Source organism: Pantoea sp. JZ29 (assembly GCF_035190385.1).
GTDB lineage: Bacteria > Pseudomonadota > Gammaproteobacteria > Enterobacterales > Enterobacteriaceae > Pantoea > Pantoea stewartii.
In genome coordinates this window covers 55769-72719 of sequence record NZ_CP045241.1, presented here as the reverse complement: position 1 = coordinate 72719, position 16951 = coordinate 55769, and the positions used below count along the sequence as shown (strand labels likewise).

Here is a 16951-nt window from a genome sequence, read left to right as displayed (position 1 = left end):
TTCTCCTCAGTTCATTGAAGAAAAACGATAACGAGGATGACAATGCCTGACCATCTGCAGCTGGATAATCTGGACCGGGGCATTCTGAATGCCCTGCTGGAAAATGCGCGAACCGCCTACGCCGAGCTGGCCAAACAGTTCAATGTCAGTCCGGGAACGATTCATGTACGCGTCGAAAAGATGAAGCAGGCGGGCATCATTCTGGGCACGCGGGTCGAGATCGACCCGCGTCAGCTGGGTTTTGATGTCTGCTGTTTTATCGGCATTATCCTGAAAAGCGCCCGTGATTACCCGGCAGCCCTCAGCAAGCTTGAAGCCCTGGATGAGGTCGTGGAAGCCTGGTACACCACCGGGCACTACAGTATTTTCATTAAAGTCATGTGTCGTTCTATCGATGCCCTGCAGCAGGTATTAATCAATAAGATCCAGACCATCGACGAAATCCAGTCCACTGAGACACTGATCTCACTGCAAAATCCAATTATGCGAACCATCAAGCCCTGATCTTTCCACTGGCTTGTGCACAATCTTATCCTTTGACGATCAGCCGTCTGACAACGGCTGTATCGGGTTTATCTAAACTAATAACCTTGTTTTCCACAGGTGGATCACTGCTTGATCACAGCGTACAATACCGGCTTCACCTCAGGAGAGCACGATGGCCGACATTACGTTAATCAGTGGCAGCACCTTAGGCAGCGCCGAATATGTTGCCGAACATCTCGAAGAAAAACTGCAGGAAGCGGGCTTCTCTACGCAGATGCTGCATGGCCCTGAGCTGGAAGAGGTGCCGCAGGAAGGCATCTGGCTGGTGGTAAGTTCAACCCACGGCGCCGGTGAGTTACCTGACAATCTGCAACCTTTTTATGATGCTATTAATGAAAGCCGTCCCGATCTGTCTGCCGTCCGTTTTGGGGCTGTTGGCATTGGCAATCATGAGTACGATCTGTTTTGTGGCGCCATCCGCAATATTGATGCTCTGCTGATTGCCTGCGGCGCGCAGCGTATCGGTGAACGACTGGAAATCGACATTCTCGAACATGAGATCCCTGAAGATCCGGCTGAAGAATGGGTGATGACCTGGAAATCCGCGATCTGAGCGGGTGTGGGATCGTGAAATAATGACGATCCCCAGCAGATAATATTGTTTTTCGTCGGATCCTGCTGTTTGTTTTGTGGATAACTACCCTGCTTTTCTGCGTATAACCGGTAGTTATCCAAAGAACAACCGTAGTTTACTTTCTGAGCTGTGGATAAGGACCTGTTTTGATCCCAGCTTATACGGATCGGGATCACCGATCATTCACAGGTATCGATCCTCGCTACCAACTTGTTTCCTTTGAGGTTTCCGCAGATATCCACAAGGCATGGCGCTCCTAATAAGAGATCTAACAGAGAGATCATATAAAGAATAAAGATCTTATCTTTTAAACCTGACGATCCCGCTGCTTTCGCCTCAGCCATAATTTCAGTAGAATCCACCGCCCAGAGAGAACGATCTCTGACTATTCATCAACGAGGTACCACTTCATGTTTTATCAAGATCCTTTTGACGTCATCGTTATTGGTGGTGGTCATGCGGGCACGGAAGCTGCCATGGCAGCAGCCCGAATGGGTCAGCAAACCCTGTTACTGACCCATAACATTGATACGCTGGGACAAATGTCCTGCAATCCGGCGATCGGTGGTATCGGCAAAGGACATTTGGTAAAGGAAGTGGATGCCTTAGGCGGTTTGATGGCCAGCGCGATCGACCAGGCCGGCATTCAGTTTAGGATACTAAACGCCAGTAAAGGCCCTGCTGTTCGGGCAACGCGTGCGCAGGCCGACCGCGTGCTTTACCGTCAGGCTGTGCGTACAGCACTGGAGAATCAGCCCAACCTGATGATCTTCCAGCAGGCCGTCGATGATCTCATCGTTGAAAACGATCGTGTCGTCGGTGCTGTGACGCAAATGGGCCTGAAGTTCCGTGCCAAAACCGTTGTGTTAACCGTGGGCACGTTCCTTGACGGGAAAATTCATATCGGGCTGGATAACTACAGCGGTGGACGCGCGGGTGATCCCCCTTCTATCCCGCTGGCGAAACGTCTGCGTGCGTTACCCTTACGTGTTAATCGTCTGAAAACTGGCACTCCGCCGCGTATTGACGCACGTAGCATCGACTTCAGCGTGTTATCGCCGCAGCATGGCGACAACCCCATGCCTGTGTTTTCGTTCATGGGAAGCGCGTCACAGCATCCTCAGCAGGTTCCGTGCTGGATCACCTATACCAATGAAAAAACGCATGATGTGATCCGCAATAACCTCGATCGTAGCCCCATGTATGCCGGGATCATCGAAGGGATCGGCCCACGCTATTGCCCTTCGATTGAAGACAAAGTCATGCGCTTTGCCGATCGCAATTCGCATCAGATTTTCCTTGAGCCTGAAGGGCTGACCAGCAACGAGATCTACCCGAACGGTATCTCCACCAGCCTGCCATTCGATGTGCAGATGCAGATCGTACGTTCTATGCAGGGTATGGAAAATGCAAAAATCGTGCGCCCGGGCTATGCCATTGAGTATGATTTTTTCGACCCACGTGATCTGAAACCCACGCTGGAAAGCAAATTTATTGCCGGTCTGTTCTTTGCTGGCCAGATCAACGGCACCACCGGTTACGAAGAAGCGGCGGCCCAGGGCTTGCTGGCAGGCCTGAATGCGGCAAGACAGTCTGCTGATAAGGAAAGCTGGGCGCCACGTCGTGACCAGGCCTATCTGGGCGTGCTGGTGGACGATCTTTGTACGCTCGGCACCAAAGAACCGTATCGCATGTTTACCTCGCGTGCTGAATACCGTTTGATGCTGCGTGAAGACAACGCCGATTTGCGTCTGACGGAAACGGGTCGCGAACTCGGTCTGGTGGACGATGCGCGCTGGGCGCGCTTTAACCAGAAGCTGGAAGCGATCGAGCAGGAGCGTCAGCGACTGCGTGATATTTGGGTCCATCCTAAATCCGCAAACATCGCCGACGTGAATACCGTAACCAGCGCACCGTTGACGAAAGAAGCCAGCGGTGAAGATTTGCTCCGTCGTCCTGAAATGACCTACCTGAAACTGATGACGCTGGAAGCATTTGGCCCGGCGTTAACCGATGAGCAGGCTGCTGAGCAGGTCGAAATCCAGGTGAAATACGAAGGTTATATTGCGCGCCAGCAGGAAGAGATTGAACGTCAGCTGCGTAACGAAAATACATTACTGCCTGCGACGCTGGATTATCGTCAGGTCAGCGGTCTGTCCAATGAAGTTATCGCCAAGCTGAACGATCATAAACCCACGTCAATTGGTCAGGCGTCACGCATTTCAGGCATTACGCCTGCGGCAATTTCGATTTTACTTATTTACCTGAAAAAACAAGGTCTGTTGCGCAAAAGCGCCTGATCTGAACCGGGGCGGGCTTACCCGCCCCCGCTGACTGGACTGATGCTGTGATCAACAAACTCACTTCGCTGCTGCAAGCGGCAAACATTTCTCTTACCGATCAACAAAAACAGCAACTGGTAGCCTACGTCGGGCTGCTGGATAAATGGAATAAAGCCTACAATCTGACGTCCGTACGGGATCCCCAGCAGATGCTGGTGCGCCATATTCTGGACAGCATTGTGGTTGCGCCGCATCTTAAAGGTGCCCGCTTTATCGATGTCGGGACAGGGCCGGGCTTACCTGGTATTCCTCTGTCCATCGTCATGCCTGATGCGCATTTCACTTTACTGGACAGCCTCGGTAAGCGTGTGCGTTTTTTACGGCAGGTCCAGCATGAACTCGGTTTGACCAATATCACGCCAGTGCAGAGCAGGGTAGAGGACTTTCCTGCAGAGCCGCCATTTGACGGCGTCATCAGCCGTGCCTTTGCCTCCCTGGACGATATGGTGAGCTGGTGCCACCACTTACCGGCGGAAGACGGCCACTTTTATGCTCTTAAAGGCGTACGGCCTGATGATGAAATTGCCAACCTGCCTGCGGGCTATGCGCTTGATAGCGTGGTTGCATTGCGGGTACCCCAGCTTGAGGGTGAACGTCACCTGGTCATTATCGGACGTGAATAGCTGAAGTTTGCACCGTGCGCGACGACGAGGCATGGTGCATGTGTTACCAAAGATGCGGTAGGGCGACATTTGTCTCATCGGTTATTTCACCTCGCAATGTTAAATACCCACGCGGAAATTATCTGAAAAACTTTTTCACATTTAACTTTTACTTCACAACTTTTTATCAAAATAATCACGCATTCCTGGAATTTTCCAGGTGTGAATCACCCATTATCCGGTTAAACGGCAATGAAATGTGGTCACGGGGAATAAGCATTTTACGATTCTGAACCCGTCTTCGATGTCAATAGACCCTTTTTATCGCCATTACGAAAAAATGAGGCGGTAATTCTTTTTAAGTAACTGTCCATAAAGGGTTTATTTATTGATTCTTAGCTCAGGTAATTACAGGACGATAAAACCTGCTACGGTGCGAATGCTTATTATGTGATCTAAAGCACGCTTTAAAACAGCATGACGACCGAACTTTTCGGCGTGTAATTCGTAACGACCTGCTCTCTATCTTTGGAAAAATAGTCCTTCGGAAAGAAATTTAGATAATTGTTCACCTTTTCGTTACTTAACGATTGAAATCACAGGTGCGGCCCGTATAATTTGCACGGCTTTTGCTACTTGACTCAAATGCACAAAGGCAGTCTTATACGACACGCGACATACCCCTAAAGGGGCAGGAGAGTATCAGCGTCATGTCAGTGTCTCTTTACAGTGTAAAATACGCCCGAACGGTGCTGATGATTCAGTTAGTGACCATTGTCATCGTCGGTGTTCTCTTTTTTGCCCTGAAAGATATGACCTGGGGCGCCTCTGCACTTGCTGGCGGCGTGGCAGCCTGGCTGCCGAACGTGTTGTTCTTGTTTATAGCCTGGCGCCTGCAAGGGCAAACCCCGGCATCGGGGCGCGTCGCATGGAGCTTTGCTTTGGGTGAAATAGCCAAAGTGTTCGCGACCATTATTTTGCTCATTGTGGCGTTGGGTGTATTCGATGCGGTCTTTTGGCCGGTCGGAGTAGCCTGGTTATCGGTGCTGGTCGTACAGATGTTGGCACCGGCGGTAATTAACAACAAAGGGTAAGAGGCATCATGGCTGCAGGAGAAATCTCTACTCCGCAAGAGTACATTGGTCACCACCTGACTCATCTTCAGTTGGACCTGCGTACCTTCGAGTTAGTGAATGCTCACGACGCTCCCGCGACGTTCTGGGTATTAAATATCGATTCCATGTTTTTCTCTCTGGTGCTGGGAGTTATCTTCCTGGTGTTGTTCCGTAGCGTGGCGAAAAGCGTCACCAGCGGTGTGCCAGGGAAAATGCAGGCGGCTATCGAGCTGGTTGTCGGTTTCGTTGATAGCAACGTGCGCGACATGTATCACGGTAAAAGTAAACTTATCGCCCCGCTGGCTCTGACAATTTTTGTCTGGGTCTTCCTGATGAACTTCATGGATCTGCTGCCAATCGATCTGCTGCCGTATATCGGTGAGCATTGGTTAGGTCTGCCAGCGCTTCGCGTTGTGCCGTCCGCAGACGTGAACATCACGTTATCTATGGCGTTGGGCGTCTTTATTTTGATTCTGTTCTACAGCATCAAAATGAAAGGCATTGGCGGCTTCACGAAAGAGCTGACGCTGCAGCCTTTTAATCACCCGATCTTTATCCCCATCAACCTGATTCTGGAAGGTGTTAGCCTGCTGTCCAAACCGGTTTCTCTCGGTCTGCGACTGTTCGGTAACATGTATGCGGGTGAACTGATCTTTATCCTTATTGCCGGTCTGTTGCCGTGGTGGTCACAGTGGGTTCTGAATGTGCCGTGGGCCATTTTCCACATCCTGATCATTTCGCTACAGGCTTTCATCTTCATGGTCCTCACGATTGTCTATCTGTCGATGGCATCTGAAGAACATTGATTTTTTTCTCAACAATACGCGTTTAACTGAAACAAACTGGAGACTGTCATGGAAAACCTGAATATGGATCTGCTGTACATGGCTGCCGCTGTGATGATGGGACTGGCGGCAATCGGTGCTGCGATCGGTATCGGCATCCTCGGAGGAAAATTCCTGGAAGGCGCTGCTCGTCAGCCTGACCTGATTCCTCTGCTGCGCACGCAGTTCTTTGTTGTAATGGGTCTGGTGGATGCAATCCCAATGATCGCTGTTGGTCTGGGCCTCTACGTGATGTTTGCTGTCGCCTAAAGCCCTGTGTTCACTCTGCGCCCGGCGCAGGCGTGAACGGATTCTGCCGTTTATCACTGATAGCGGCAGAAAAGTTTACTACTTAATTAGAGGCATTGTGCTGTGAACATTAATGCAACAATCCTCGGCCAGGCCATCGCGTTCATCCTGTTTGTCGCGTTCTGCATGAAGTACGTATGGCCGCCGATTATGGCTGCCATCGAAAAGCGCCAGAAAGAAATTGCTGAAGGCCTTGCTTCTGCTGAACGCGCGAAGAAAGATTTGGATCTCGCGCAGGCTAATGCGACCGACCAGCTGAAAAAAGCGAAAGAGGAAGCTCAGGTCATTATCGAGCAGGCGAACAAGCGTCGCACGCAGATTCTGGACGAAGCCAAGACTGAAGCTGATAACGAACGTACTCGCATCGTGGCACAAGCGCAGGCTGAAATTGACGCCGAGCGTAAACGTGCACGTGAAGAACTGCGTAAGCAAGTCGCGTTGCTGGCAATGGCTGGCGCCGAGAAGATCATCGAACGTTCCGTGGATGAAGCTGCTAACAGCGACATCGTTGATAAACTGGTCGCTGAACTGTAAGGAGGGAGGGGCTGATGTCTGATCTGATTACTGTAGCTCGCCCCTACGCCAAAGCAGCTTTTGACTTTGCTGTTGAGCATCAAAGTATTGAACGCTGGCAAAAGATGCTGGCGTTTGCCGCAGAAGTGGCTGCCAATGAACAGATGGCTGACCTGCTTTCCGGTGCGTTAGCACCTGAAGCGTTGGCTGCCTCGTTTAACGCAGTCTGTGGTGATCAACTGGATGAACCCGCGCAGAACCTGATTAAGGTGATGGCGGAAAACGGACGTTTGACAGCGCTTCCAGCTGTACTGGCGCAATTCATTCAACTTCGGGACGCGTATGAAGCGACGGCCGAAGTGGATGTCATTTCTGCCAGCACGCTGAGTGACGACCAGCTGACTAAAATCAGCGCCGCGATGGAAAAACGTCTGTCACGCAAAGTTAAGCTGAATTGCAAAATTGATAAGTCTGTGATGGCAGGCGTGATCATCCGTTCGGGTGATCTGGTGATTGATGGCAGCGTACGCGGCCGTCTTGACCGTCTGGCAGACGTCTTGCAGTCTTAAGGGGACTGGAGCATATGCAACTGAATTCCACCGAAATCAGCGAACTGATCAAGCAGCGCATTGCTCAGTTCAATGTCGTGAGCGAAGCTCACAATGAAGGTACTATTGTTTCTGTAAGTGACGGTATCATCCGCGTACACGGCCTGGCCGATGTAATGCAGGGTGAGATGATTTCCCTGCCGGGAAACCGTTACGCTATCGCCCTGAACCTCGAGCGTGACTCTGTAGGTGCCGTGGTGATGGGTCCGTATGCTGACCTGGCCGAAGGCATGAAGGTCAAGTGTACTGGCCGTATTCTGGAAGTACCGGTTGGCCGTGGCCTGCTGGGCCGCGTGGTGAACACCCTGGGTGCACCTATCGACGGTAAAGGCGCAATCGACAACGACGGCTTCTCGCCAGTCGAAGTGATTGCACCCGGTGTTATCGATCGTCAGTCCGTAGACCAGCCTGTTCAGACGGGTTACAAATCTGTCGATGCGATGATTCCAATCGGCCGTGGCCAGCGTGAGCTGATCATCGGTGACCGTCAGACCGGTAAAACCGCGATGGCAATCGACGCCATCATCAACCAGCGTGATTCAGGCATCAAGTGTGTCTACGTTGCGATTGGTCAGAAAGCGTCAACCATTTCTAACGTGGTACGTAAACTGGAAGAACACGGTGCGCTGTCTAACACCATCGTTGTTGTGGCTTCTGCATCTGAGTCTGCTGCACTGCAGTACCTGGCTCCGTATGCGGGTTGCGCCATGGGCGAATACTTCCGTGACCGCGGTGAAGATGCGCTGATCGTATACGATGATCTGTCTAAGCAGGCTGTTGCATACCGTCAGATTTCTCTGCTGCTGCGCCGTCCACCAGGTCGTGAAGCATTCCCGGGCGACGTGTTCTATCTCCACTCTCGCCTGCTGGAGCGTGCATCACGCGTTAGCGCTGACTACGTTGAGCGCTTCACCAATGGTGAAGTAAAAGGCCAGACCGGTTCTCTGACCGCACTGCCTATCATCGAAACTCAGGCGGGTGACGTTTCTGCGTTCGTTCCGACCAACGTAATCTCGATTACTGATGGTCAGATCTTCCTGGAATCTAACCTGTTCAACTCCGGTATCCGTCCGGCTGTTAACCCGGGTATCTCTGTATCCCGTGTAGGTGGTGCTGCTCAGACCAAGATCATCAAGAAACTGTCCGGTGGTATTCGTACCGCGCTGGCACAGTACCGTGAACTGGCTGCATTCTCCCAGTTTGCGTCTGATCTGGACGATGCAACCCGTAAACAGCTGAGCCACGGTCAGAAAGTGACCGAGCTGCTGAAGCAGAAACAGTATGCGCCGATGTCTGTCGCGCAACAGGGTCTGGTTCTTTTCGCAGCGGAACGCGGCTATCTGAACGACGTTGAGCTGGCAAAAATTGGTAGCTTCGAAGCGGCTCTGCTGGCGTTCGCAGATCGCGATCACGCCGAGCTGATGGCTGAAATCAACCAGTCTGGTAACTTCAATAACGACATCGAAGAGAAGCTGAAAGGCCTCCTTGAGACGTTTAAAGCAACCCAGTCCTGGTAATGTCTGGCGGCTTGTCTGAAAAGGCAGGCCGCAAGGCTTTGAGGAGAAGCTAATGGCCGGCGCAAAAGAAATACGTACCAAGATTGGAAGCGTAAAAAATACGCAGAAGATCACCAAAGCGATGGAAATGGTCGCCGCCTCCAAAATGCGTAAAACGCAGGAACGCATGGCGGCCAGCCGTCCGTATGCAGATACCATGCGCAAAGTGATTGGTCACCTTGCGTTAGGCAATCTGGAATACAAGCACCCTTACCTGGATGAGCGCGACGTTAAGCGCGTCGGCTACCTGGTCGTTTCGACTGACCGCGGGCTTTGTGGTGGTTTGAACGTTAACCTGTTCAAAAAATTGCTGGCAGAGATGAAGGCCTGGTCCGACAAAGGCGTACAGAGCGATCTGGCCATTGTGGGATCGAAAGGCGTGTCATTCTTCGGCGCTGTTGGTGGCAATGTAGTGGCACAGGTCACTGGCATGGGCGATAAGCCTGCGCTGTCTGATCTTATTGGCCCGGTAAAAGTGATGTTGCAGGCCTACGATGAAGGCCGTATCGACAAGCTGTACATTGTTAACAACAAGTTCAACAACACCATGTCTCAGACTCCGACCATTACCCAACTGCTGCCGTTACCGCCAGCGGAAGGTGAAGAAGAGATGAAGGCGAAGACCTGGGATTACCTGTACGAGCCCGATCCGAAAGCGCTGCTGGATACGCTGCTGCGTCGCTATGTCGAATCGCAGGTTTATCAGGGTGTGGTGGAAAACCTGGCCAGTGAGCAGGCCGCACGTATGGTGGCAATGAAAGCTGCAACCGATAACGGCGGAAATCTGATCAAAGAGCTGCAGTTGGTTTACAACAAAGCTCGTCAGGCCAGCATCACCCAGGAACTTACCGAGATCGTCTCGGGAGCCTCCGCGGTTTAACCAGGTTTGGAATTAGGTAGAGGATTCAAGATGGCAGCTGGAAAGATTGTCCAGATTATCGGCGCCGTAGTTGACGTCGAATTCCCTCAGGATGCAGTACCGCAAGTGTACAGCGCTCTTGAGGTTAAGAATGGTGATGCTCGTCTGGTGCTGGAAGTTCAGCAGCAGCTGGGTGGTGGCGTAGTGCGTACTATCGCCATGGGTACTTCTGACGGCCTGAAGCGCGGTCTGGAAGTTGCCGACCTGAAAAAACCGATCCAGGTACCGGTTGGTAAAGCAACCCTCGGCCGTATCATGAACGTGCTGGGCGAGCCTATCGACATGAAAGGCGACCTGAAAGAAGAAGATGGCAGTGCAGTAGAGGTTTCCTCTATTCACCGCCCTGCGCCTTCTTATGAAGAGCAGTCTAACTCGCAGGAACTGCTGGAAACCGGCATCAAGGTTATCGACCTGATGTGTCCGTTCGCGAAGGGCGGTAAAGTCGGTCTGTTCGGTGGTGCGGGTGTGGGTAAAACCGTAAACATGATGGAGCTGATCCGTAACATTGCGGCTGAGCACTCAGGTTACTCGGTATTTGCCGGCGTAGGTGAGCGTACTCGTGAGGGTAACGACTTCTACCACGAAATGACTGACTCCAACGTTATCGACAAAGTTGCGCTGGTGTATGGCCAGATGAACGAGCCGCCGGGTAACCGTCTGCGCGTTGCACTGACCGGTCTGACCATGGCGGAGAAATTCCGTGATGAAGGCCGTGACGTTCTGCTGTTCATCGACAACATCTACCGTTATACCCTGGCCGGTACAGAAGTCTCTGCACTGCTGGGTCGTATGCCATCTGCGGTAGGTTATCAGCCAACGCTGGCAGAAGAGATGGGTGTGTTGCAGGAGCGTATTACCTCCACCAAAACCGGTTCAATCACCTCCGTACAGGCCGTTTACGTCCCTGCGGATGACCTGACTGACCCGTCACCGGCAACTACCTTTGCTCACTTAGACTCAACAGTCACCCTGAGCCGTCAGATCGCCTCTCTGGGTATCTACCCAGCCGTTGATCCGCTGGACTCAACCAGCCGTCAGCTGGATCCACTGGTTGTGGGTCAGGAGCACTACGATGTTGCACGTGGCGTACAGTCACTGCTGCAGCGTTATCAGGAACTGAAAGACATTATCGCCATCCTGGGTATGGACGAACTGTCTGAAGAAGACAAACTGCTGGTGGCACGTGCGCGTAAGATTCAGCGCTTCCTGTCTCAGCCGTTCTTCGTAGCAGAAGTGTTCACCGGTTCTCCAGGTAAATACGTGACGCTGAAAGACACCATCCGTGGCTTTAAAGGCATCATGGAAGGTGAATTTGACCACCTGCCAGAGCAGGCCTTCTACATGGTTGGTGCCATCGAAGAAGCGGTCGAAAAAGCGAAGAAACTGTAATAACGGTTTCCCAGGAGGAAAATTATGGCTATGACTTATCACCTGGATGTTGTCAGTGCAGAGAGCCAACTGTTCTCTGGTCTGGTACAGAAAATTCAGGTGTCAGGTAGCGAAGGTGAACTGGGGATTTTCCCTGGCCACGCCCCGCTGCTGACTGCCATTAAGCCTGGAATGATCCGTATCGTGAAACAGCACGGCGAAGAGGAGTTTATTTACCTCTCTGGCGGCGTGCTGGAAGTGCAGCCTGGCAGCACTACCGTTCTGGCCGATACCGCTATTCGCGGTACCGATCTGGACGAAGCGCGTGCCCTGGAAGCAAAACGTAAAGCAGAAGAGCATATGAACAGCAGCCACGGCGACGTGGACTATGCTCAGGCTTCTGCGGAACTGGCGAAAGCCATTGCCAAACTGCGCGTGATCGAGCTGACCAAAAAAGCGATGTAATCCGGCTTTATGCGTCACGAAATGCCAGCCCATTGGGCTGGCATTTTTTTTGTCTGAAGCCCGGATAGCGGGATGATTGCTAATTTCGGAACGAGAAAAATGTAGTAATCTCAAGGGTAAATCGTTTAACGTTCCTCAGTCAAAAATCAGTCAGGATAGATATGTCTAACAGTGCGATGAGTGTGGTGATTCTTGCGGCTGGCAAGGGCACCCGTATGTATTCCGATCTGCCAAAAGTCTTGCATACGCTGGCAGGTAAACCGATGGTTCAGCACGTCATTGATGCCGCAAAAGGGCTGGGTGCGCAACAGGTTCATCTGGTTTACGGACACGGCGGTGACCAGCTCAAAGCCACGTTAACCGACAGTGCCGTTAACTGGGTGTTGCAGGCAGAACAACTCGGTACCGGGCATGCCATGCAGCAGGCAGCTCCGCACTTTGCAGACGACGAAGACATCATGATGCTTTATGGTGATGTTCCGCTGATTTCTGAAGAGACGTTACAGCGTCTGCGCGACGCGAAGCCGGAAGGCGGGATTGGACTGTTAACCGTCGTGCTGGATAACCCCACGGGCTACGGCCGCATCGTGCGTGAAAATGGCACCATCGTCGGCATTATTGAGCAGAAAGATGCCAGCCCTGCGCAACTGGCCATTAATGAAATCAATACGGGCATTCTGATCGCTAACGGTGGTGATCTAAAACGCTGGCTGGCAAAACTTACCAATAATAATGCTCAGGGTGAATATTACATCACCGACATCATTGCCCTGGCGCATCAGGAAGGTCGGGTCATCAATGCGGTACACCCGGCACGCAATAGCGAAACCGATGGCGTAAACAACCGTCTGCAACTGGCAACTCTCGAGCGCACTTACCAGCAGGAGCAGGCAGAAAAACTGCTGCTTGCGGGCGTTATGCTACGCGATCCGGCACGCTTCGACCTGCGCGGCACGCTGCAGCATGGTCGGGACGTTGAGATCGACGTCAACGTCATTATTGAAGGCCAGGTAACGCTGGGCAACCGGGTCAAAATTGGTGCGGGCTGCGTCATTAAAAACAGCGTCATCGGCGATGATAGCGAGATTAGCCCCTATTCGGTGATCGAGGATGCGAATCTGGCCACTGACTGTACGGTCGGCCCGTTCGCGCGTTTACGTCCCGGCAGTGAACTGGCCCAGGCCGCCCACGTCGGCAATTTCGTTGAAATGAAAAAAGCCCGACTCGGGAAAGGCTCTAAAGCAGGTCACCTGTCTTATCTGGGTGATGCGGAGATCGGTGCCAATGTGAATATCGGTGCAGGGACGATTACCTGCAATTACGATGGCGCAAACAAATTCAAAACCGTTATTGGTGACAATGTATTTGTTGGCTCGGATACGCAGCTGGTCGCACCGGTGAGTGTGGCGGCAGGCGCAACGATTGCCGCCGGAACAACGGTGATGAAAGACATTTCCACTGCCGATCTGGTCTATAACCGTAAAGAGCAGAATCACAAAGCCGGCTGGCAGCGCCCGCAGAAGAAAAAATAATTTTTACGGCCCGGGCTAAACGGGCCGCTTGCAGTACCAAAACTATAATCCCCACTCTCTACAAGGCTCGGGGAACCGGCAATGCCGGACAATCAGGTCATATGACAACGTAATGGCAAACAGCCATGAAGTCAGGAAATAACTTATGTGTGGAATTGTTGGTGCAGTAGCACAACGTGATATCGCAGAAATTTTGTTAGAAGGTTTACGCCGCCTGGAATACCGCGGTTATGACTCCGCGGGGCTGGCGGTCGTCGATCAGCAAGGCCATATCACCCGTCTGCGTCGCCTGGGCAAAGTACAGATGCTGGCCGCGGCGGCGGAAGAACAGCCACTGATCGGCGGAACCGGTATCGCGCATACGCGCTGGGCAACCCATGGCGAACCCTCAGAGGCCAATGCGCATCCGCACGTTTCTGAGCATATCGTTATAGTGCACAACGGTATTATCGAAAACCATGAGCCGCTTCGTGAAGCGCTGATTGCACAGGGTTACCATTTCAGCTCAGAAACCGATACCGAAGTGGTAGCGCATCTGGTTCATCTGGAGCAGAAAAAGGGCGGTTCGCTGCGTGAAGTCGTGCAGCGTGTGATTCCCCAACTGCGCGGTGCCTATGGCATGGTGATCATGGACAGTCGCGATCCATCGTGTCTGGTGGCCGCCCGTTCAGGCAGCCCACTGGTGATCGGCCGTGGTGTGGGTGAAAATTTCATTGCTTCTGACCAACTGGCACTGTTGCCGGTCACTCGCCGCTTTATTTATCTGGAAGAGGGCGATATCGCTGAAATCAGCCGTCGCGATGTCACGATCGTCGATCGTGCGGGTAATACCGTGCGCCGCGCCGAGATCGAATCCAGCGTACAGTACGATGCCGGTGATAAAGGTATCTATCGCCATTACATGCAAAAAGAGATCTATGAGCAGCCAAATGCGATTAAAAACACCTTAACGGGGCGTTTTAATCACGGTGCAGTCGATCTCAGCGAACTGGGGCCAAATGCAGAAGCGCTGCTCAGCAAGGTTGAGCACATCCAGATCATCGCCTGTGGCACTTCTTACAATTCTGGCATGGTCTCGCGTTACTGGTTCGAGGCGCTGGCAAACCTCCCTTGTGATGTCGAGATTGCGTCCGAATTCCGCTACCGTAAATCGGCGGTACGTAAAAACAGCCTGCTGATTACCCTGTCTCAGTCGGGGGAAACGGCGGATACGCTGGCCGCGCTGCGCCTGTCGAAAGAGCTGGGGTACCTGGGATCGCTGGCTATCTGTAACGTCGCGGGTTCGTCGCTGGTACGTGAATCCGATCTGGCGCTGATGACCAAAGCGGGTACGGAGATTGGTGTAGCCTCTACAAAGGCCTTTACCACTCAACTGACCGTACTGCTGATGCTGGTGGCAAAACTCGGCCGCCTGAACGGCATGTCCGCAGAAAAAGAGCACGAAATTGTGCATGGTCTGCAGGCTCTGCCAAGCCGCATTGAGCAAATGCTGGCGCAGGACAAGCTGATTGAAAACCTGGCCGAAGATTTCTCTGATAAGCACCATGCCCTGTTCCTTGGTCGTGGCGATCAGTACCCTATCGCGATGGAAGGGGCGCTCAAGCTGAAGGAGATCTCGTATATTCATGCGGAAGCCTATGCGGCAGGGGAACTCAAGCACGGTCCGCTGGCGTTGATCGATGCCGATATGCCGGTCATTGTGGTGGCACCGAACAATGAACTGTTAGAGAAGCTGAAATCGAATATCGAAGAAGTACGCGCACGTGGCGGTCTGCTGTACGTGTTTGCCGATCAGGATGCCGGTTTCAGTGACAGCGAAGGAATGAAAATCATTCCTCTGCCGCACGTCGAAGAGGCCATTGCGCCTATCTTCTATACCGTGCCGCTCCAGCTGCTCTCCTATCATGTGGCCCTGATCAAAGGCACCGATGTGGATCAGCCGCGTAACCTGGCGAAATCGGTAACGGTCGAGTAATGCATCTTATGCGTGAATCCCCGACGGGATTCACGCGTTTCATTTATTTGATCTTGCTACTGCATTGCTCCAGTGCACGCTGTTGATCGCTGATTTTGCGGTTAGCCTCATCGAGTGAACGCTGCAGGTTATTGATCGTATCCTCATTGTTGCTTAGCTTTTGGCGAGTTGACTGAGGATATTTGCCTGATTTTATAGCGTTTTTGTTAAGTCTTTAATCTTATCTTTCATTGCAATAACACCTTCAACATCGACGGATGATTGTTTAACGGCGCCGTAATAACCCAATATAGCCAGAGCGCCTCTGTTATTAGCTGCGGTATAAAATTTATCTAAATGAATCGTGGGTGTCGTATCATCCGCCTTTAAGCCTGCCAGCGTACAGAGCAGGACGACATTGCACACCAGAAGCTTCTTCATAAATCTCATCGAACATGTCCTTTTCGAGAGGAGTCTTATGAAATGAGCAATAATTGTGCCTGTCATATAACTGTAATATTAACTACATTTTTCTGTCACTAAACTGTCCTATTTTCCCTCCTGCAGCAATCACTGACTCTTACTAAAAAGGCACTTAGCCTGACTTTTCTCCCCTGGAGGGAACATGACACTGATGCGTAGCACCGTAGCCCGAATCCTCGCCGCCTCTCTTGCCGTTAGTGCGGTTTCTGCATTTGCAGCCACCGATCTGACCGGTGCTGGCGGTACATTCCCGGCGCCGGTTTATGCCAAGTGGGCAGCAGAGTATCAGCAAGCCACCGGTAGCAAAATCAACTATCAGGGCATTGGTTCATCTGGCGGTGTAAAACAAATTATCGCCAAAACCGTTGATTTCGGTGCCTCCGATGCGCCTATGAAAGACGAAGATCTGCAGAAATATGGTCTGTTCCAGTTCCCTACCGTAATCGGTGGCGTGGTGCTGGCGGTTAACCTGCCAGGCATCAAATCTGGTCAGCTGACGCTGGACGGTAAAACCGTTGGCGACATCTATCTGGGTAACATCAAAAAGTGGAACGATCCTGCGATTGTTAAACTGAACCCAGGCGTGAAACTGCCCGATACCAACATCAACGTGGTGCGTCGCGCGGATGGTTCAGGTACCTCTTTCGTTTTCACCAGCTATCTGGCGAAAGTGAACGAAGAGTGGAACAGCAAAATTGGTAAAGGCAACACCGTTAACTGGCCAACCGGTCTGGGCGGTAAAGGTAACGATGGCGTGGCAGCCTTTGTACAGCGTCTGCCAGGTTCTATTGGTTACGTTGAGTACGCGTATGCCAAACAGAATAACCTGACCTATACCAAACTGATGGATGCGGACGGAAAAGCGGTTGCGCCAAGCGAAACCAGCTTCTCTAATGCCGCGAAAGGCGCAGACTGGAGCAAATCGTTTGCTCAGGATCTGACCTTCCAGAAAGGCAATGATGCATGGCCGATCACCTCAACCACCTTTATCCTGATTTACAAAGATCAGACTAATGTGGCGAAAGGTGCCGAAGTCCTGAAGTTCTTTGACTGGGCCTACAAAGATGGCGGTAAAACGGCCAATGCGCTGGATTATGCCACCCTGCCGGAGAGCGTGGTTCAGCAGATCCGTGCTGCCTGGAAAGCCAATATCAAAGACAGTTCTGGTAAAGCGCTTTATAAGTAAGTGAATGACCCTGACCAGCCTGCGTGCTGGTCAGCCTTCAAGGGCGGCGTCTGCC

The 16951-nt window shown here is 52.1% G+C and carries 17 protein-coding genes; 16 read left to right on the top strand and 1 reads right to left on the bottom strand.

Annotated elements, in window-relative coordinates; all coding sequences use genetic code 11:
• Positions 1-42: 42 nt before the first annotated feature.
• The 15 genes from asnC (at position 43) to glmS (ending at position 15248) form a co-directional block, all read left to right on the top strand.
• Positions 43-504 (top strand): transcriptional regulator AsnC, encoded by a 462-nt coding sequence (asnC, locus tag GC090_RS00350; protein ID WP_006121192.1) that lies wholly within the window; start codon positions 43-45, stop codon positions 502-504.
• 154 nt (positions 505-658) lie between these two features.
• The gene (mioC, locus tag GC090_RS00345; RefSeq protein WP_033737219.1) at positions 659-1099 is read left to right on the top strand and encodes an FMN-binding protein MioC; all 441 of its coding nucleotides are present in this window, start codon (positions 659-661) and stop codon (positions 1097-1099) included.
• 431 nt (positions 1100-1530) lie between these two features.
• Positions 1531-3420 carry a tRNA uridine-5-carboxymethylaminomethyl(34) synthesis enzyme MnmG gene (mnmG, locus tag GC090_RS00340; protein WP_033737220.1) on the top strand — a complete coding sequence of 630 codons (1890 nt, stop codon included), beginning with the start codon at positions 1531-1533 and terminating at the stop codon, positions 3418-3420.
• 47 nt (positions 3421-3467) lie between these two features.
• Positions 3468-4085: a 16S rRNA (guanine(527)-N(7))-methyltransferase RsmG gene (gene rsmG, locus GC090_RS00335; RefSeq protein WP_006121195.1), complete on the top strand. Its 618-nt coding sequence runs from the start codon at positions 3468-3470 to the stop codon at positions 4083-4085.
• 689 nt (positions 4086-4774) lie between these two features.
• Complete coding sequence (gene atpI, locus GC090_RS00330; protein ID WP_006121196.1) at positions 4775-5158, top strand: F0F1 ATP synthase subunit I; 384 nt, start codon at positions 4775-4777, stop codon at positions 5156-5158.
• Positions 5159-5166: 8 nt separating this feature from the next.
• Positions 5167-5985, top strand: coding sequence for a F0F1 ATP synthase subunit A (gene atpB, locus GC090_RS00325; RefSeq protein WP_033737226.1), 819 nt, complete (start codon positions 5167-5169; stop codon positions 5983-5985).
• A 48-nt stretch (positions 5986-6033) separates the two neighbouring features.
• The gene (atpE, locus tag GC090_RS00320; protein WP_003849523.1) at positions 6034-6273 is read left to right on the top strand and encodes a F0F1 ATP synthase subunit C; all 240 of its coding nucleotides are present in this window, start codon (positions 6034-6036) and stop codon (positions 6271-6273) included.
• Positions 6274-6375: 102 nt separating this feature from the next.
• Complete coding sequence (gene atpF / locus GC090_RS00315; protein ID WP_013023933.1) at positions 6376-6846, top strand: F0F1 ATP synthase subunit B; 471 nt, start codon at positions 6376-6378, stop codon at positions 6844-6846.
• 14 nt (positions 6847-6860) lie between these two features.
• Positions 6861-7394, top strand: a complete 534-nt coding sequence (gene atpH, locus GC090_RS00310) for a F0F1 ATP synthase subunit delta (RefSeq protein ID WP_006121199.1) — start codon at positions 6861-6863, stop codon at positions 7392-7394.
• Between the two features lie 14 nt (positions 7395-7408).
• The gene (gene atpA / locus GC090_RS00305) at positions 7409-8950 is read left to right on the top strand and encodes a F0F1 ATP synthase subunit alpha (RefSeq protein ID WP_028725331.1); all 1542 of its coding nucleotides are present in this window, start codon (positions 7409-7411) and stop codon (positions 8948-8950) included.
• A gap of 52 nt (positions 8951-9002) precedes the next feature.
• Positions 9003-9869, top strand: a complete 867-nt coding sequence (atpG, locus tag GC090_RS00300) for a F0F1 ATP synthase subunit gamma (protein ID WP_006121201.1) — start codon at positions 9003-9005, stop codon at positions 9867-9869.
• 30 nt (positions 9870-9899) lie between these two features.
• Positions 9900-11297, top strand: coding sequence for a F0F1 ATP synthase subunit beta (gene atpD / locus GC090_RS00295; protein ID WP_006121202.1), 1398 nt, complete (start codon positions 9900-9902; stop codon positions 11295-11297).
• A gap of 24 nt (positions 11298-11321) precedes the next feature.
• The gene (locus GC090_RS00290; RefSeq protein WP_013023936.1) at positions 11322-11741 is read left to right on the top strand and encodes a F0F1 ATP synthase subunit epsilon; all 420 of its coding nucleotides are present in this window, start codon (positions 11322-11324) and stop codon (positions 11739-11741) included.
• Between the two features lie 161 nt (positions 11742-11902).
• Entirely contained in the window at positions 11903-13273 is a 1371-nt protein-coding gene (glmU, locus tag GC090_RS00285) for a bifunctional UDP-N-acetylglucosamine diphosphorylase/glucosamine-1-phosphate N-acetyltransferase GlmU (RefSeq protein ID WP_324020673.1), read from the top strand.
• Between the two features lie 145 nt (positions 13274-13418).
• A complete protein-coding gene (glmS, locus tag GC090_RS00280) occupies positions 13419-15248 on the top strand; it encodes a glutamine--fructose-6-phosphate transaminase (isomerizing) (protein WP_058708580.1) in 1830 nt (609 codons plus the stop codon).
• A 192-nt stretch (positions 15249-15440) separates the two neighbouring features.
• On the opposite strand, the gene GC090_RS00275 is transcribed toward glmS, so the two are convergent.
• Positions 15441-15668 carry a hypothetical protein gene (locus GC090_RS00275; protein WP_226374602.1) on the bottom strand — a complete coding sequence of 76 codons (228 nt, stop codon included), beginning with the start codon at positions 15666-15668 and terminating at the stop codon, positions 15441-15443.
• Between the two features lie 184 nt (positions 15669-15852).
• Between GC090_RS00275 and pstS the strand changes: the two genes are divergently transcribed.
• Complete coding sequence (gene pstS, locus GC090_RS00270; protein ID WP_324020672.1) at positions 15853-16896, top strand: phosphate ABC transporter substrate-binding protein PstS; 1044 nt, start codon at positions 15853-15855, stop codon at positions 16894-16896.
• Positions 16897-16951 lie beyond the last annotated feature (55 nt).

Excerpts from the sequence above, each read along its gene's own strand:
- pstS (WP_324020672.1), top strand. The coding sequence starts at position 15,853 with ATGACACTGATGCGTAGCACCGTAGCCCGAATCCTCGCCGCCTCTCTT.
- atpA (WP_028725331.1), top strand. The coding sequence starts at position 7,409 with ATGCAACTGAATTCCACCGAAATCAGCGAACTGATCAAGCAGCGCATT.
- atpH (WP_006121199.1), top strand. The coding sequence starts at position 6,861 with ATGTCTGATCTGATTACTGTAGCTCGCCCCTACGCCAAAGCAGCTTTT.
- glmS (WP_058708580.1), top strand. The coding sequence starts at position 13,419 with ATGTGTGGAATTGTTGGTGCAGTAGCACAACGTGATATCGCAGAAATT.
- GC090_RS00275 (WP_226374602.1), bottom strand. The coding sequence starts at position 15,668 with ATGAAGAAGCTTCTGGTGTGCAATGTCGTCCTGCTCTGTACGCTGGCA.
- atpG (WP_006121201.1), top strand. The coding sequence starts at position 9,003 with ATGGCCGGCGCAAAAGAAATACGTACCAAGATTGGAAGCGTAAAAAAT.
- atpB (WP_033737226.1), top strand. The coding sequence starts at position 5,167 with ATGGCTGCAGGAGAAATCTCTACTCCGCAAGAGTACATTGGTCACCAC.
- atpE (WP_003849523.1), top strand. The coding sequence starts at position 6,034 with ATGGAAAACCTGAATATGGATCTGCTGTACATGGCTGCCGCTGTGATG.
- glmU (WP_324020673.1), top strand. The coding sequence starts at position 11,903 with ATGTCTAACAGTGCGATGAGTGTGGTGATTCTTGCGGCTGGCAAGGGC.
- GC090_RS00290 (WP_013023936.1), top strand. The coding sequence starts at position 11,322 with ATGGCTATGACTTATCACCTGGATGTTGTCAGTGCAGAGAGCCAACTG.
- asnC (WP_006121192.1), top strand. The coding sequence starts at position 43 with ATGCCTGACCATCTGCAGCTGGATAATCTGGACCGGGGCATTCTGAAT.
- atpD (WP_006121202.1), top strand. The coding sequence starts at position 9,900 with ATGGCAGCTGGAAAGATTGTCCAGATTATCGGCGCCGTAGTTGACGTC.
- mioC (WP_033737219.1), top strand. The coding sequence starts at position 659 with ATGGCCGACATTACGTTAATCAGTGGCAGCACCTTAGGCAGCGCCGAA.
- atpI (WP_006121196.1), top strand. The coding sequence starts at position 4,775 with ATGTCAGTGTCTCTTTACAGTGTAAAATACGCCCGAACGGTGCTGATG.
- mnmG (WP_033737220.1), top strand. The coding sequence starts at position 1,531 with ATGTTTTATCAAGATCCTTTTGACGTCATCGTTATTGGTGGTGGTCAT.